Below are 15,377 nucleotides of genomic sequence, written 5' to 3' on the forward strand. Positions count from 1 at the left end.
AGAGATGATAAAAAAAAGAATGACGGTTCAACTGTCCCTTGTGATGACCATAGTCCTCCTAATTTCAGGCTGCCAATGGACATCCACGGCTGCCGGGACGGTAAGCAGCACGGAGAGCGATGCTCAGCAGGAGCAAATGGATTCGACGGTTTTTCCGAAGGATAAGGTCATTGATGTTAAAATCACGATTGACGAAGCCGATTTTCAGGATATGCTGGACAACGCCAGCGCTGAAGAATATAAAGAAGCATCCGTCAATTACAACGGCATGCAATTTGATCATGTCGGCATTCGCACCAAAGGCAATTTAAGCCTGCGCAGCGTAGTCAATTCGGACTCCGACCGTTACAGCTTCAAACTATCCTTTGACGAATACCTTAATCAAACCTTGAATGGAATCAGTAAAATCAATCTGAACAACAACTACAGCGACGCCTCGTATATGCGGGAATTCCTGACCTACGAGCTGGCGGATTCCGTCGGACTGCCGACACCCGGCTTCTCTTACGTCAATGTATACGTTAACGATGAATTATGGGGGTTCTACCTCGCGATTGAACAGATTGGCGACTCCTATCTGGAGCGTCATTTCAATAATTCCTACGGCGCGTTGTACAAGGCCGAAATGAACGGTGCCGGCAGCGATCTGACTTGGCTTGGCAATGACCCCGATTCCTATACCGGACTTGTCATGAAATCCAAATCATTCAATGACGATGTATTGATCGATATGCTGGACGAGCTCAATAACGGCAACGATTATGAGAAGGTCCTGGACGTGGATAATGTACTTAAGTACGTTGCCTTGAACGTCGTTGCTTCTAATATGGACAGCTACCTGGGGATGAATAAACAGAACTATTATCTGTATGAGAACAAAGGCGTCTTCTCTGTCCTGCCTTGGGATTACAATATGGCATTTGGGGGATTCGGCGGATCGGGCATCCTTATTGACGAACCTACTCAGGGAGCCTTGGCGGAACGGCCCCTGATTGCCAAGCTGCTCGAGGTTGACGAATATAAGGAGCGCTATCACGCCATCCTCTCGGAGATGCTGGAGGGCTACATGCAGCAGGAAACATTCAATGAACGGGTGGCGCAATTACAAGATTTAATTTCCGGGCACGTTAAGCAAGACCCGAGATCTTTCTACTCCTATGAGGAGTACGAGCGATCCATCCCGACATTAACCTCATTCGTGGAAGAGTCCATGGATAATATCCAGCAGCAGCTGGATGGAACGATTCCTTCCGCAGGCGATGGAACCGGCAGCGGCGGCGGCATGGGTCCGGGCGGTGGTGGCGGGATGGTACCTGGCGGGAACACGCCCACCAACAACGAAAGAACAACGGTTGATGCTGCTCCAGCCGTAAATACGGAACCATCACAAAATGCAGAAGTGCTTCCTAAAGATCAAACCCAATCTTCGGATCAGCCCCCTTCTGATGGAAATCAACCGGTCATGCCTCAAGACCCTGTTCAGAATGGTCAAGGCCAAGTGCCGGATTTCCCTCAGGGGCAGATGGGCAACGGATTCGGCGGCGAGTTTGGCGGTCAAGTGCAGGGAGGCCCAGGAATGGGCCGGCCGGGCGATCGGTCAAACGGGGCTGCCGAGGAACAAGGCAGTCCCAAGGAAGCCTTATACGCCGGAGTATCCATCGCCCTGCTGCTTCTCTCTTGTCTCTTTGTAACACTGTATAAACGTAAAAGACTGTAATCATCTAACAAGGGGCAGTTCCCAAGGTCGATACCTTGGGAACTGCCCCTTTATCTACGATCGTTTGAGCCTATGACCGATGGTTTACACCTATTATACAATGAACCACGTGATCATGATGGGCGCTCCGATCAGGATCATGCCCAGCGCCATGACAATCCTCGTCGTATTTCTCGACAGCTTGTGCTGGGTCGCGGTTGAGCGATACCAACCGCTGAATTGCAGGCGATTGCGATAAAGGACCAGAAACCACAGTACATTCCCCACGAACAGGAACAGGAAGTATAGTCCTTCCCAAGGTACCCAGTTCTTCAGTATTTGATGCTCTATGTTGCCCAGAACGGTTACAAAGATCATCATAATGATCATCATACGAATCATTTCGAGAATGGATGAGGCCAATTTGGTCATAACACTTACTCCTTTATAATCATGCTGGTACTGGTTATTTTTCCATTATACAGCAAAAATAAGCTCATGATAAGCAAAAAGGGCGATATGGCCATGATGCACCCATACCGCCCGCTTTAATCTTGAGGTAAATCGATAACCTGTACTGGTAATTCAACCGTTCCTAAATAACCATCACGGAGCCGGCTATTTCATGGGGCCTAACTCTGCTTGTTGATCCTGAACCGATTGTTTTCTTATAAAATATGAATCCAGCTTCCGACTGACCCACAAGGACAGCACGATAAAGGCAAGGACACCTAACAATTTAAAAGGTTCAGCAATAAAATCGGACAGGTTGGCACCGATGTAAGAGACACAGAACACCATAATGCCCTTGCCCAAGGTTACAGCCATCAGATAGGACATCAGGTTCATTCGGGCCAGCCCGGCGGCCACATTGACAGCGACAAACGGCCCTACGGGAAGTATGCCAAGCAGGAAAACGTAACTGAATCCGTTGCGCTGAATCCAGCGCATACCACGCTGAACTTTAGGTTTATTCGCCCAGCGTTCGATCAGGGCCGTACCGGATATTTTGCGCACGATGAGAAAGGTCGTTAAGCATCCTGCCACCATACCGATCCAGGAGTAAAGAAACCCTGCCCAAAGCCCATACACCGCCGCATTAACACCTACGATCACGATTGTAGGCATCGGTGGAATGAAAGACTTCAGGAAAGTCAGAAGGATGCCCGGCAGAGGGCCTAAAGCTCTAAATTGTTCTAACCACCATTCCAGATTGCTCTCTGTAAAGTAAGACATGATGTCCAAGTAGCCATTCAATGACTTCACCCATTTCTGCTAAGTATTGCCGACTAGCCGACCTGAAGCACCTGATTCAGCTGAGCCAGATGGTGGTTGTCGTGCCAGATGAAATCCCGCATAAATTGCGCCACCTCAAAGGGATGCCCGTCCCCGTCCGTGTACCGCAACTCATATGACGTCTCAGGCATGGCTTCAATCGCCCGAATCAGCTTCTCCCTTGCGGTTATCGTCTGATCCACCAGCGCTTCTGTTGATAATGTCTTGGCATATTGCCTCGACTCTTCATTGAACGTGTCATAATCCACATGCCGGACGGTCAATGCATCCCCTGTGGAGATTTTGGCAATGGCTTCAGTGTAAAAATACTCATCCCAGCGCATGATATGGCATACCACATCACGTACGGTCCATTTCCCCTCTGCAATCGGGGTGCTCCAATACCCCTCTTCCTGTTCCGCGAACTCTCTCACTTTGCCGATCCACGCGGAATACTCATTCAGCAGCTGCTGGTTGTCACTCATATCCATTCTCCTTGTCCATATAAGATTTCATATAGGCGTCAAGTCGATCCTCCGGCCAGTGATACATCTTCAATAGCTCTTCATAAGGATCGCCCGAGATATGTAACAGCTTCGCAAAGGCAGGCTCCGTCTTGTAACCCAACCTCTTCAGCTCGATGATCTTTTGTCTTGCAGCTTCACCGAGTTGCTTCAGAAGCTTGTATTCCACGATCATATGACGGTAACCATTCTGCTTCGTAGAAGGTAATGACTGCGCAAAAATCTCGAATTCCCATCCTTTATACCGAAAACGCGCTACCGTTCGATCCATGTTGTTGACCGTACGGGATGAGCATGTGAAATTCAAAACAAGTTCGCTATAACGCGTCTTGAGCTCTCGCTCAAAACGGGCAAAATCCGTCACATGGCAGATGATATCAAGATCGCTTGAAGCGATGTCAATCCCGATAGGGATCGTGCCCACCAATATCGGGTTGCAGGGTTTCAAATGATCCCATAGTCGAAGCTCGTCTATAACCATCGCTGCTTGCTTTTGTCTATCAGAGCCTAGTCGTAAGTATTCCAAGTTAAGAAAATCCATAGGTTCTTGCATGGCTGCCTCCACCTGCCTTACTCCGCTCAACTTTCAGGTTAGCGCTCGGTCCACGTCGTCCGAACATAGCCCAGCTTCATGCCGACCGATTCCATGTTACGATGGCTCTGCGATAAGAAAGCGCACTGCGAGGCAACAAGGTCGCACCCTGCAAGCTTCGCCTCCTGTATTCTCCTGCGAAGCAGCTCCCGCTGCAAGCCCTGTCTTCGATGCTCCGGGAGTGTTGCCGCAAATGTTAGTGACGCTGTCGATTGATTTACGTACATGACGCCAGCTGCGGCCGGCTCATCTTCGACATAAGCCATATAGAAGTTCCATCCCGGTCGTGAATACAATACACGATTATTCGAGGCTACAGATGGAATTCCTTGATCAGGCAATCCTGTTCCACGGCAATGAACTTTAGCATAATCCTCAAATTCATCTTTGTCTATTGTTCTGATCACAATTCCATTACCTTGCACCCCCTCCAGCTCCTGCGGGTTCATATACATGGCATTATGAAAAGCAGATTGATAGAATCCGCGATCGGCAAGCGCAGCCAGAACTTCCTGATTCACCAGGCCGGGAACAATCTCGAACTGGAACTTGCGATCCCTCGATTGATAAAAGTCGATGATATCATCCAGGTTATATAGATCCTCTGAACGCAGTCCTTTCACCGTGTTAAAAGAAAGCCAAGGCATCGTCTTGCTGTATAAGCACAGCGCATGGCCGAAGCGCTTCATTTCGACCCCTTCGGGATTTCCGGTCCGACCTTCGATTGCTTTCATTCGATCAAACATATAATCCGTTTCCGAATCCTGAATTCGATGGATAAGTTCCTCAGATGGAAGATGCTGCATATTGCCTCCTATGTATTAATGATTAGTTCTCCTTAACGTGTGATAAAAAGAGCCCGAAGATCGCTTACTGATGCTTCGGGCTCTTACTTGCTGTGTATGTTTTATTTCGCGCTGCCCGGCAGATCGCATGATCCGTCGGCGCACATGCCGTCGCTGCTGTCCGAATCATTCATCATCACTAGCGGATTCGCTTCACGATAAGCTTTATCTAGAGCGTCCGTGAACACTTCCAGCGGCTGCGCGCCGGATACGGCGTATTTGCCTCCCAGCACAAAAAACGGCACTCCCCGAATTCCCAAATTGGTTGCTGCTGCTTCGTCTGCCCTTACTTCGGATTGGAAGTCGTCACCCTCGAGCGCGGCCACAGCCTGATTCCGCTCCAGGCCGACTTCAGCTGCCAGATCAGCAAGCCGATTCTTATCACCAAGATTCTCGCCGTCTGTAAAGTATGCACGGAACAACCGCTCCGTCATTTCTTTCATTTTACCATGCCCGGATGCAAAATGAACCAGGCGGTGAGCATCAAATGAGTTGGCCGGGATGACGCGATCCATGTGATAAGTAAGCCCGACGCTTGCCGCTTGCTGGGTCACGTTGTCGTTCGCAGCCTTGGCCTGCTCGATACTCATGCCGTATTTGGATGCCAAGATCTCGTCCATGGTAACCCCGGCCTTATACGATGCATTGGGATCAAGCTCAAAGCTGCGATATACCACTTCAACCTGATCTTTATTAGGAAATTGCTCGAGTGCCGATTCGAAACGGCGTTTGCCAATATAACAGAACGGACACATAAAATCCGACCATATTTCAACTTTCATTCTTTTCGCCTCCTAGCGAGCATGAATACTAACTTACTTATTGTAACCCGCTTTCAGCATGACATCAACACCTCGCATAAATATGGAAAGGTCTAAGAAGGATGTTTACGATACCGAGTACAGGCGCGCCAGTTATCCAAGCTGTTTTCTGTTCTCCCGTAATCTGGTAAAAATCCAATCCGTCACAACCTCGACGCCTTGATTTCCCGCCAAGGAACTATTCATCACCAGATCCGCATGCCAGCGGGTAGGCTCAACATATTCATCGTGCCTGTATCTTACAAGCTGCAAATATTCCTGAAGCACACTTTCCTCGCTGTGTCCCTTATCTATAAACCACCGGTTCCTGCGAAGCATTCTTTCATCCGCGGGGCAGTCTACGAACAGCTTCAAATCAAGCGAGTTCCGAAGGTATTCGAATTGATACAGGAGAAATCCTTCAACAACGATTACATCGTATTCGCCACTATGGACGGCGTGCTCATAGTCCTCGGTCAGACGCTCGATATCGACGGCATCCGGATGGTTAAAATCCTCAAATATTTGATTGGTGAAGGGCGCCTTGGCCAAGGGCCTAACGGACTTATAGTATTTATCCATATGGAAGATGGCCACCCGGTACTCGCTTAATCTCTCCTTGAGCTTAAGACTTAGCGTTGTCTTGCCGCTGCCCGAACCCCCGCCAATCCCGATCCTTAAAGTCTGCCTACGCTCCATATCCTTTCATCTTCCTCCGTATGTATGTCCAGTGTATAGGTTCCATTATTATACAACCGATCCCAGGAAGTTGAAAGTTCCTGCGTTACAAGAAAAACCTCTCCCGCCCCCGGCGTAAGATCACAGAAGACAGACCACGATAATAAAAAAACAGACAGCATACCGCCGCCTGTCACTTATATTTTTTCCAATCCATCTCGCTGTGTTCCAGTAAATATTCAAAATCATTGTCGCGCCGTTTCTGTTCGGCCTTGCGCACAGCTTCCCGTTCCTGCCTTTCCTTCTCCAGCCGCTCGGCTTCATTGGCTTTCAAGGATTCGGTTGTTGCCTTCAACTTCGCCAGAACTTGAGGGTCCAGCATATCCTTTAACGTTGCGGGTTTATCGGCAGCTTCGGTTCGCGGCAAGGGAGACTTCTGTTTCTTTTTTGCCATGTTCATTCACCTCGATTTCCACATTATTATATCATCTTATGAAGGACCTGGCATCTATATCTGCTTGGTTATAACCACGAAAAAAGAGAGCCTCTCGGCTCTCCTTCTCATTATGTATACTTTACTTTTGAGGGCGATCGATGGGACTTGAACCCACGAATGCCGGAGCCACAATCCGGTGCGTTAACCCCTTCGCCACGACCGCCATGACAATGAGCAATGGATATGCCCGAGATCATAATTTATCAGATATTTAGCTATTTGGCAAATTGTAATTTCTTACATCCCATTCTTGATTTCAACCGAAAGAACATACTATACTTACTTGATTCCAACTAGATAATAGCGCCCTTATTCGATACAACATGATGATATAAGCACGGGAGGAAGCACATCGATGATCTATCATATTGACTATGTCTCAGAGGGATTGCATGTCAAGGGGTATCTGGGTCTGCCGCCGCAACTGCCCCGTTCGAGCGCCCATGAGATGTCCGAAGCGTTCAACGCAATTCACGGCGTTACAATAACCGGCACGCTGGCATGCTCCTTAAATAAGGACACTATCCGGGAAGGATTCTCAGGATCGACTGCCCCTAAGCTGCCGCTGGTCCTGTATTGCCGCGGCGGCATAGGCCGGATCGGCGCGGTAAGGTTAAAGTGGGTCGAAGAATTCGCGGCGCAAGGATATGCCGTGTTTGCTCCGGCCTATCGCGGAAACGAAGGCGGCGAGGGCAGGGATGAATTCGGTGGTGCCGATACGATGGATGTGATCACTGCAATCGAATGGCTATCACGCATTTCATGGATAGATAACAGCCGTATTCATCTGTTGGGCTTTTCCCGCGGTGCGATCAATGCTGCCGTGGCAGCTGCTCTGTCACCACATGTATCCAAAATGATTCTCTGGAGCGGTGTCTCCGACCTGACGCAAACCTATGAGGAACGGATCGATCTGCGCAGGATGATGAAACGCGTCATTGGCGGTACGCCAACCAAGTTTCCGGAACGATACCTTCTTCGGTCCCCAATCCATTATGCGGATCGAATTCAATGTCCCGTTCTAATTGTCCATGGGACGCGGGACGAGCAGGTCCTGGTGGAACATAGTTACCGGATGATGAACAAGCTTCAAGAGCTGGGACGCCAGCCCGAAGCCCACCTGTACGAAGGGCTTGGGCATCATTTCCCGCCACCGCAGCATGCAGCGGCGATCCACCGAATGTTCGACTGGTTAAAGAAATAAGTAGAAGTTGAGGAGCGCGCCTCTCCTTCTACCTATCTCCCTCCAAGCAAATGTTGATTGGCAATGCTTCCAACTAGTTGTGCAAGGCAGCCGTCTCAATCCAGTATTTACACGTCCCGTTCGTAATGGAACTTAACTCACCGTGATTCGTTTCAATGATGCGACGAGAAGCCAGGTTGAATTCATCGCAGGTCAGAAGGACACGGTATATGTTCTTCTCATTGGCTTTCTTGACCAGCTCCGCCAGCAGCCGCTTGCCATATCCTTTCCCACGCTCCGACGGCCTGATGACATACCCGATATGTCCCCCTAGCTCTAGCAGATTGTCATTCAAGCGGTGTCTCAGCTTACCATATCCTACAGGCTTGTCGTTATCGTACAGCCAATATATCGTCTGGGGAACATACTGATCCGGCAGATCGATGCCTCTGCCCATTTCGTAATTGCGCTGTACCTTGGAAGCGAACTCTTCCATGCTGCCGCTATTTAGTCCATTAACGAAGCCGTTCCCGCCCTGGCCGATTTCCTGGACCATGAGCAGCAGACTTTCATCCTCCTTCACCTGCAGCTCCCTTAATGCTAATGCCATGACTATTCCTCCACTTGAAAGATCGAATCTACAATGACGGGCAGCTGATCCCGTAAGGATACGGCTCCGAATACGGATCTGGCGTGAATCCCTTGGTCCCCGAACACCTCTAGCATCAAGTCCGAGAATCCATTCAGCACCTTATGATGCTCCTCATAGTCGGTTGTTGCGTTAACGAAGCCTTGAACCTTAACCACGCGCTTCACTTTATCAAGTGACCCCAGCCCTTCTCTTAATACGGCCAGAACTTCAATCCCGGTCAGACGCGCATATTCATACCCCTGCTCTGTTGTATAATGCTCCCCGAGCTTCCCTCTTGGCTGTCCTGGGGGACCCTTACCAGAAACATACATCAACCCGTTAACGACAACATAGTTGGCATACTTGGCTGCTGGCGTGCTGGCTTCAGGCAGGCTAATGCCCAGCTGCTTCAGACGTTCCTCGGCATGAACGGTCATATGATCACTCCTACAGGAAAAATATTCTATATAAATTTTAACTATTGTATCACGGAAAAACCTTTTTACAAGTAAAAAAAAGACCAACCTCACGCTTTGAGGCTGGTCTTGATATGCGGGCATATCGGATGTTTAGATTTGGAACGAATAATAAGCATAACGCTCCGCATTATGAATGGCCTGCCATACGTCCGTCGTCTCGGCGCCCGGATACCAATAAGCATAACCGGCAATCTGATATTTGGCGGCCATCAGATGCTTCAGGGATAAAGAGCGGGACTCCTCGGTCCATATGCGATGCGGAATGCCGCCGCTATTATAAGCCGCTTCATACTGCGCCACGCTCTCATTCCATGTGAATGAAGCCTTATTCAGGCGAATGCGATGTCCTTGCTCAACCAAACTGATGTCCTGCGAGGATACCGACGAAGCAATCTGCCAATCTCTCGTGTACAGCGGATACGCGATGATGCTCTTCTTAGCCGGCACTTGGGTCCGCAGCTTGCTCAGCGCGGATTCACTCCATGGCAGCGAGGATACGGAGCCCGCTTGGGGCGAACCGCCCCAGTGCTGGTCATAACTCATGAGCACCATATAGTCCACCTGAGTGCCAAGGGTTGCGTAATCGAATGCAGCCGTCCAATCCGTATTCAGATCAGGTGAAACATCGATGGATAACTTGGCTCCAAGCCGTCTCATCTCTATGGATAATTGCGTGATAAAGGCCGTCAGATTCTGCCGGTCCTGAGGCATGACGTTCTCAAAATCAATATTGATCCCATCCAATCGATACCGGGATACATTCGCTGCAATACGGTCAACGACAGACTTCCGGGTCTGTGCGCTGCTTAAAACTTGGTGAGTTCCTTCCGCATTCCCACGGTTCCCCACCATAGCCCACACCTGCCGACTGTTGTTATGAGCCCAATTCAACAGCTCCTTGTCGGTATGGTCCGTCACCTTGCCGTCAGCCTCCATGTAGTACCAGCGCGGTACCAGAACATTCAAGCCGGCCCGTTTGGCATAGGAAATGTATTGCTTCGTTGTACCATTATATAACCAGCCCATATGAATATTGGCAGGTGTCTGGCTATCGATCATGGACTTCACATTTCCCGATTGGAGGACCCGATCCAGCAGCATTGCCGTCTCTTCCCGGGTGATCGGATCCTGCGGTCTGAATTGCCCTTTGCTTCCTTGCAGCCAACCTGTATTCGTCGCTTTGCCAACCGCATTCCAAGCCCATTCCGCGATCGAACCCGAATCCGTATATAGGCCGGATGTATTTCCGTTATCATATCCACTTTCTTTCATGGCACGAATAACCATGACCGCGGCCTCTTGTCTTGTTATCGAAGCATTCGGAAAGAACTTGTAGCCGTTCCCCTCCACGATGGATAGATTAAGGCCTGCATGAATCCAGCCGTAGTACCAAGCTGATTTGGATACATCCTGAAAGGCGGACAAATCATTCTGAACGGGCTCCATCTTGAGCATTCTGGCAACCATGGCCATGAATTCGGCCCGCGTTACCGGATTTCGCGGCAAAAAAGCTCCTGTGCCATCCCCGCTTACGATACCTCTATTGGCTAGACGATGGATCGCGTCTTTTGCAAAGCTTGCCGAGATATCGTGAAAATCGGTCGGACTAGGAGCTTGAGCCGCTGTTGCCTGAAGAGGGCCAAAAAGCGGTGTAAATGACAACAGCAAACAAAGTGACAGGAAATATTTCTTCAAAGGGACGCCTCGATTCTATTCTATCATCTGATACCTTCAGCATATCAGATGATCATAGAATCAGGCATTATTCATTTCTTGGTAATAATCGCTGCCAGTATTGATTTAAGAGGATAAAATGACAGCACCGATCCCTTTTACAACAAGAGAATTCCGGGTTAAACGCGTAATATGCTCTTCGCCAAGCAGAATCTTCCATTCGCCCAGCTCAGGTAAAGCCAGGGAGGACTCTTTCCGTGCGGCATAATAGAGTACATAGATATGTTTCTGTGGATCGCCGCCCGCATGATCACGAAGCGTGTAAGCGACAGTATGCTCAGGACTTCGTTCAAAGTGAAGATGCTTACGAATCGACGCAGCATCCCTTAATCTGAATGCCGGATGCTGCTTGCGGAGCTGAACGAGCCGTTGAATGTATTTCACGCCATCCTGGTGCTTCGATGCCATACCCCAGTCCAGCCGATTCACTTCATCACTAGAATTGTAGCTGTTCTCCACTCCGTTCTTGGAACGGTAATACTCTTGGCCCGCATGCAGGAAAGGGATTCCCTGACTGGTCAGAATCATGGCCGATGACAGCCGGTGCATATCGCGACGTATGGCATCAGTCTCCCCTTTTGTTGACAGCATAATTTTGTCCCATAGCGTATGGTTATCATGACACTCCACATAGTTTACGCACTGATCCGGCTCAGAAGAAAACGCCTTGATATCTTCGGAATACGGGATGCCGCCTACGATGCCCTGCTTCACCTTGTCTTCATATCCATCTCCGCCGCTCACAAAGCCTCTATAATCAAACTGGAAGATGTCTCCTTTGACCGCATCGCGGAAACCGTCGTTAAAATGAGCGATTCGCGGCATTACCGGTGCCTGCTGTTGATTCGCGCGTTTCTTCTCGTCCAGCTCGGTATTCATGACCCAACCTTCGCCGATCGTGATGATAGCCGGATCGATCTCGTCCAGGCGCGCCCGGATTTCATTCATCGTCTCCACATCCAGCAATCCCATCAGGTCAAATCGGAAACCGTCAATTCGGTACTCCTTCACCCAGTGCAGGACGGATTCCACAATGAATTTCCGCATCATCGGACGTTCAGATGCCGTGTCATTACCACACCCGGATCCGTTGGAGAATTTGCCGTCCTTCGTATAGCGCAGGTAATATCCGGGAACCAGCTTCGTGAAATTGATCAGATACCCGTCATATACATGGTTATACACTACATCCATGATGACTCGAAGGCCTTGATCGTGGAATGTCTGAATCAGCTGCTTCAGTTCACGAATCCGAACCTCAGGCACATACGGATCCGTAGCATACGAGCCTTCGGGAGCATTGTAGTTCTTCGGGTCGTATCCCCAATTGTACTGCGGCTCATCAAGCCTGGTTTCGTCCACGCTTTCCGTTGCAAAATCGTAGATCGGGAGCAGCTCCACATGGGTGGCCCCAAGCTCGACAATATGATCAAGCCCTGTACGAATCCCTCCGGGACCTCGGGTACCTGTCTCCGCCAGACCTTTAAACTTGCCTTTATGCTTCACTCCGCTGTCTTGATGAATGGTGTAATCACGAACATGCAGTTCATAGATCACGGCATCTAGAGGACTATGGAGTGGCGGTTTGTCCTCTGTCCAGTGTTCTGGATCGGTCGAGGCCATATCCAAGATGTAAGCACGATCCCCATTGACGCCTACAGCGGCGGCATAGGGATCGACAGCTTCGTTCCATTGATCCCCGATAAGGACCTGATAGGTGTAGAACATGCCTTGAAGGTTTTCTCCTACTTTCAGCAGCCAAGTTCCTTTCACATCACGAGTCATCGCGAACCGCCGGGCTTCTGCTGCCTGCCAATCCAGATACAGGAGAACGTATGCCTCGCTAGCCGTCGGTGCCCACAGTCGAAACGTGGACTCTTGCGGTTGATAAGTTAAACCCAGATCCGTTCCATCGTAATAAAATAGCTTGTCAAATTCCTTATCAAAGACGGAGACTCCCCCGGTGACCGCGGGATCTCCGTAGTGAATAACAGCATTGCTTTCTTTTTGTACCGACAAGATGTTCACTCCTCATGTATGCTTCCTATCCAATCGTACCTGTTTAACTTCTTCTTCCGTGATGGTACGGGTACCATAGCGGGCTTCCTCGTAAAGCTGAATCAAGGATTGTGGAATACGTTCCTTCCGCCCGTCCCATTCCTTAAGATCGCTTTCGGTTTCCCGCGGTGTTAGCGACGCTTTCCAATTATAGCCTTCCCTGATACTTCGGGAAAGTATCATGCGATACATTTGGCGAATTTTCTCATTCAAATGCTCCGATCCTTCTCCTGCCCGAAACTTACCGCCGATACGCATGCCGGACAACAGCCGTTTGAGCCGCTTGGATGCCGGGTCATGTTCAATATTCTCTACTTCATCCTCATAACCTAGCGAGGGCTGAAGGTTCTGTCTGTTCATCATCCTGTTCATCCATGCAGAGAATCTTCTATACAGCTTAGGCAGTATTTTGCCAAACCTGAATAGAACATACAGTATCCCGATCCCGATAACGGTGAACACGCCATAGATCAGCACTTGCTCCAGTACTTTCATCCATGGACTCGGCGGCTTGGTTTCTTCATCGAGAAATGACATTTCGGGCGGAGGCTCCGACATCGAAGGCGGCTCCGGGGCCTGCTCCGCTCCGGAGCCGAACCATCCGGAGATCCATGCAGCGATCCCCCGCGCCATATCAGAGACCCATTGCTGCAGCTGCGGTAGAAAAGCGACGACCGCAACAAGAAGCAGCAATACGATGATAAACCAGCGATTGTAGCGCAGCACGCGCCGTTCCAATACGGGCTGATCATTGCCTGGCAGGGTCTCATCCAACACCAACTGCCGATTGACAATCAACAGTGTCAATCCTAACGCGGCTGCCCCCATCCAGGTCAGAGACGATATTCCACCACGGAACGAATCCATGAAACTTAATATGAAACTGCTGACTCCGTACACAATCAAACCGATTAAGAAATACGTCCCCGGAAACATCAGATTCCAGCTTACCTGCTCCATTCGGCTTCCGCGATAACTGGCAATAAAGATCAAGGGGATAAAATAAGCTAGGGTAATATCGACGCCTATAAATGCGATGGATACCGCAATGGAAACCAGGCAAGCCCATAAGGTTGCCTTAAACTGACGATCCAGCTTGAACCATTGCGCACCTGTATAGCCAAGTAAGTACCCGCCTAATACTAGGGCAGGCCATACCCAGCGGTACGATTCAGGCAGCAGGTAGAAAGCCGGAATAAAGAGTACCGGAAAATAGAGTACGCATTCCACGAATCCCTGCAAAGAAGCCTTTATAAATCCAGTACCTCGAGAGGTCATGCCGACACCTCCTTCGCAGGAGTCGGCACATCACCGAGGGGAAATACCTGAATCGTGTGCCCATTGTCCCGAAATCGCTGAAACATCTCTTCCAGCCTGGGGCTGACGTAAGTGCTTAAAATCAGGATATCCCTTGCCTCTTCATGTCGGGATAGCTCATGGGCCAGATAATCATGGAAAGAAGCCTTTCGGATCAGCTCCAGTCTCGCCAGCATTTCAAATATCAGATGCTGCTGGGTCATGCCGCCTGCAACCGGGACAAATGCCTCATCGGTGGAATCCTCGCCAAGCGTTCCATTCGTCCCCATTCCGATCTCCATGCCCTGCGACAATAAGTGAGCTGTAATGCCGGCCGCCAGGCGGATGCCATACTCGATCGGCTCAGGCCGCGTCGCTTTGCTCCACATCTGCTCATGATCCTCTATATTCAGATAGATTAAGAGCCGGCTGTCCGCTGTGGTATCCCGCCTGTGGACCTGCAGCGTGCCCGTCCGTGCGGTCGCTTTCCATTGAATATCCTTCAGCGGATCGCCGTCGCGATATTCGCGTACGCCCGATATCAGGAAAGGATCCTCCAAGATCCATCTTCGGACCAGCATTTCGCCCATCCAAGTCTGGACCGGGAGGGCCATGTCCGACACATCCATCGGCATCGGGTACACGATAATTCCACCGGACAACGTCTTGCTCTGGACAATCGACTCCATTCCGACCAAATCACCCGTCGTCATGGATACCGTTCCCAGCTTGTACAGACCTCTGCGCTTAGCGATAATCCGATGTCGGCGAAGGATTTTGGTCCAAGGCAGAAGACTGAAGAAGCTCTTGTGGTTCTGATTGAATTGCCCCTCACTGATATCCAGGTTCAATTGGTTATCAAATGCCAGGCCCGAACGAAATTGGGATTCTACCCTTAACCAGGGTACAGGCAATGCTTTGCGGTTCTCAATGATTTCGATCAATTCCACGGAATCTCCCTCATAACAGGTCGACACCTTGAAGGAACGGCTGTAGTTCAGCCTTTTCAATGCCGTCCGTTTGAAAAGCTTGCCCTGAACAACGATGACCACTGCGGCGATTAACAATATCCAATAGGCTCCCATCGCCA

Annotated in this window: 16 protein-coding genes and 1 tRNA gene; 2 read left to right on the forward strand and 15 right to left on the reverse strand. The window is 49.9% G+C overall.

All coding sequences use genetic code 11. From position 1 onward, the window contains the following. The first annotated feature begins 4 nt into the window (after positions 1-4). Positions 5-1,717, forward strand: coding sequence for a CotH kinase family protein (locus OHJ21_RS12370; protein WP_486020185.1), 1,713 nt, complete (start codon positions 5-7; stop codon positions 1,715-1,717). A 93-nt stretch (positions 1,718-1,810) separates the two neighbouring features. Here the strand turns inward: OHJ21_RS12370 and OHJ21_RS12375 are convergent, their stop codons facing one another. The 9 genes from OHJ21_RS12375 to OHJ21_RS12415 form a co-directional block, all read right to left on the reverse strand. Next, complete coding sequence (locus OHJ21_RS12375; protein ID WP_100537915.1) at positions 1,811-2,128, reverse strand: hypothetical protein; 318 nt, start codon at positions 2,126-2,128, stop codon at positions 1,811-1,813. A 186-nt stretch (positions 2,129-2,314) separates the two neighbouring features. Next, positions 2,315-2,932, reverse strand: a complete 618-nt coding sequence (locus OHJ21_RS12380; RefSeq protein WP_486020186.1) for a TVP38/TMEM64 family protein — start codon at positions 2,930-2,932, stop codon at positions 2,315-2,317. Positions 2,933-2,985: 53 nt separating this feature from the next. After that, on the reverse strand, positions 2,986-3,456 hold the full coding sequence (locus OHJ21_RS12385; protein ID WP_486020187.1) for a DinB family protein: 471 nt from the start codon (positions 3,454-3,456) through the stop codon (positions 2,986-2,988). Next, positions 3,449-4,048 (reverse strand): DUF4269 domain-containing protein, encoded by a 600-nt coding sequence (locus OHJ21_RS12390; protein ID WP_326120219.1) that lies wholly within the window; start codon positions 4,046-4,048, stop codon positions 3,449-3,451. The genes OHJ21_RS12385 and OHJ21_RS12390 overlap by 8 nt, the downstream gene beginning before the upstream one ends. Before the next feature lie 38 nt (positions 4,049-4,086). Further along, positions 4,087-4,893 (reverse strand): GNAT family N-acetyltransferase, encoded by an 807-nt coding sequence (locus tag OHJ21_RS12395; RefSeq protein WP_486020188.1) that lies wholly within the window; start codon positions 4,891-4,893, stop codon positions 4,087-4,089. 101 nt (positions 4,894-4,994) lie between these two features. Then, entirely contained in the window at positions 4,995-5,714 is a 720-nt protein-coding gene (locus OHJ21_RS12400; RefSeq protein WP_394054930.1) for a DsbA family oxidoreductase, read from the reverse strand. A 132-nt stretch (positions 5,715-5,846) separates the two neighbouring features. Then, positions 5,847-6,431 carry a uridine kinase family protein gene (locus OHJ21_RS12405; RefSeq protein ID WP_394054928.1) on the reverse strand — a complete coding sequence of 195 codons (585 nt, stop codon included), beginning with the start codon at positions 6,429-6,431 and terminating at the stop codon, positions 5,847-5,849. Between the two features lie 172 nt (positions 6,432-6,603). Next, positions 6,604-6,864, reverse strand: a complete 261-nt coding sequence (locus OHJ21_RS12410) for a YqkE family protein (RefSeq protein ID WP_071220257.1) — start codon at positions 6,862-6,864, stop codon at positions 6,604-6,606. Positions 6,865-6,996: 132 nt separating this feature from the next. Continuing rightward, a tRNA-His gene (locus OHJ21_RS12415) sits at positions 6,997-7,069 on the reverse strand. Positions 7,070-7,261: 192 nt separating this feature from the next. On the opposite strand from OHJ21_RS12415, the gene OHJ21_RS12420 reads away from it, so the two are divergent. Beyond that, positions 7,262-8,110, forward strand: coding sequence for an alpha/beta hydrolase family protein (locus tag OHJ21_RS12420; protein ID WP_394054926.1), 849 nt, complete (start codon positions 7,262-7,264; stop codon positions 8,108-8,110). Between the two features lie 73 nt (positions 8,111-8,183). Here OHJ21_RS12420 and OHJ21_RS12425 read toward each other — a convergent pair whose 3' ends face one another. The 6 genes from OHJ21_RS12425 to OHJ21_RS12450 all read right to left on the reverse strand — a co-directional run bounded on the left by OHJ21_RS12425 (position 8,184) and on the right by OHJ21_RS12450 (position 15,372). Further along, positions 8,184-8,699 carry a GNAT family N-acetyltransferase gene (locus OHJ21_RS12425; protein WP_486020189.1) on the reverse strand — a complete coding sequence of 172 codons (516 nt, stop codon included), beginning with the start codon at positions 8,697-8,699 and terminating at the stop codon, positions 8,184-8,186. Positions 8,700-8,701: 2 nt separating this feature from the next. Beyond that, positions 8,702-9,157 carry a RidA family protein gene (locus OHJ21_RS12430; protein WP_486020190.1) on the reverse strand — a complete coding sequence of 152 codons (456 nt, stop codon included), beginning with the start codon at positions 9,155-9,157 and terminating at the stop codon, positions 8,702-8,704. Between the two features lie 132 nt (positions 9,158-9,289). Next, a complete protein-coding gene (locus tag OHJ21_RS12435; RefSeq protein ID WP_486020191.1) occupies positions 9,290-10,894 on the reverse strand; it encodes an S-layer homology domain-containing protein in 1,605 nt (534 codons plus the stop codon). 105 nt (positions 10,895-10,999) lie between these two features. Beyond that, complete coding sequence (pulA, locus tag OHJ21_RS12440; RefSeq protein WP_486020192.1) at positions 11,000-12,952, reverse strand: type I pullulanase; 1,953 nt, start codon at positions 12,950-12,952, stop codon at positions 11,000-11,002. A gap of 12 nt (positions 12,953-12,964) precedes the next feature. Continuing rightward, the gene (locus OHJ21_RS12445; protein WP_100537928.1) at positions 12,965-14,269 is read right to left on the reverse strand and encodes a DUF4129 domain-containing protein; all 1,305 of its coding nucleotides are present in this window, start codon (positions 14,267-14,269) and stop codon (positions 12,965-12,967) included. Further along, the gene (locus OHJ21_RS12450) at positions 14,266-15,372 is read right to left on the reverse strand and encodes a DUF58 domain-containing protein (RefSeq protein ID WP_326120208.1); all 1,107 of its coding nucleotides are present in this window, start codon (positions 15,370-15,372) and stop codon (positions 14,266-14,268) included. Before OHJ21_RS12450 ends, OHJ21_RS12445 begins: the two co-directional genes overlap by 4 nt. Between the last annotated feature and the right edge of the window lie 5 nt (positions 15,373-15,377).

The organism is Virgibacillus sp. LDC1, assembly GCF_025792345.1.
GTDB classification, from domain to species: domain Bacteria; phylum Bacillota; class Bacilli; order Paenibacillales; family Paenibacillaceae; genus Paenibacillus_AQ; species Paenibacillus_AQ lautus.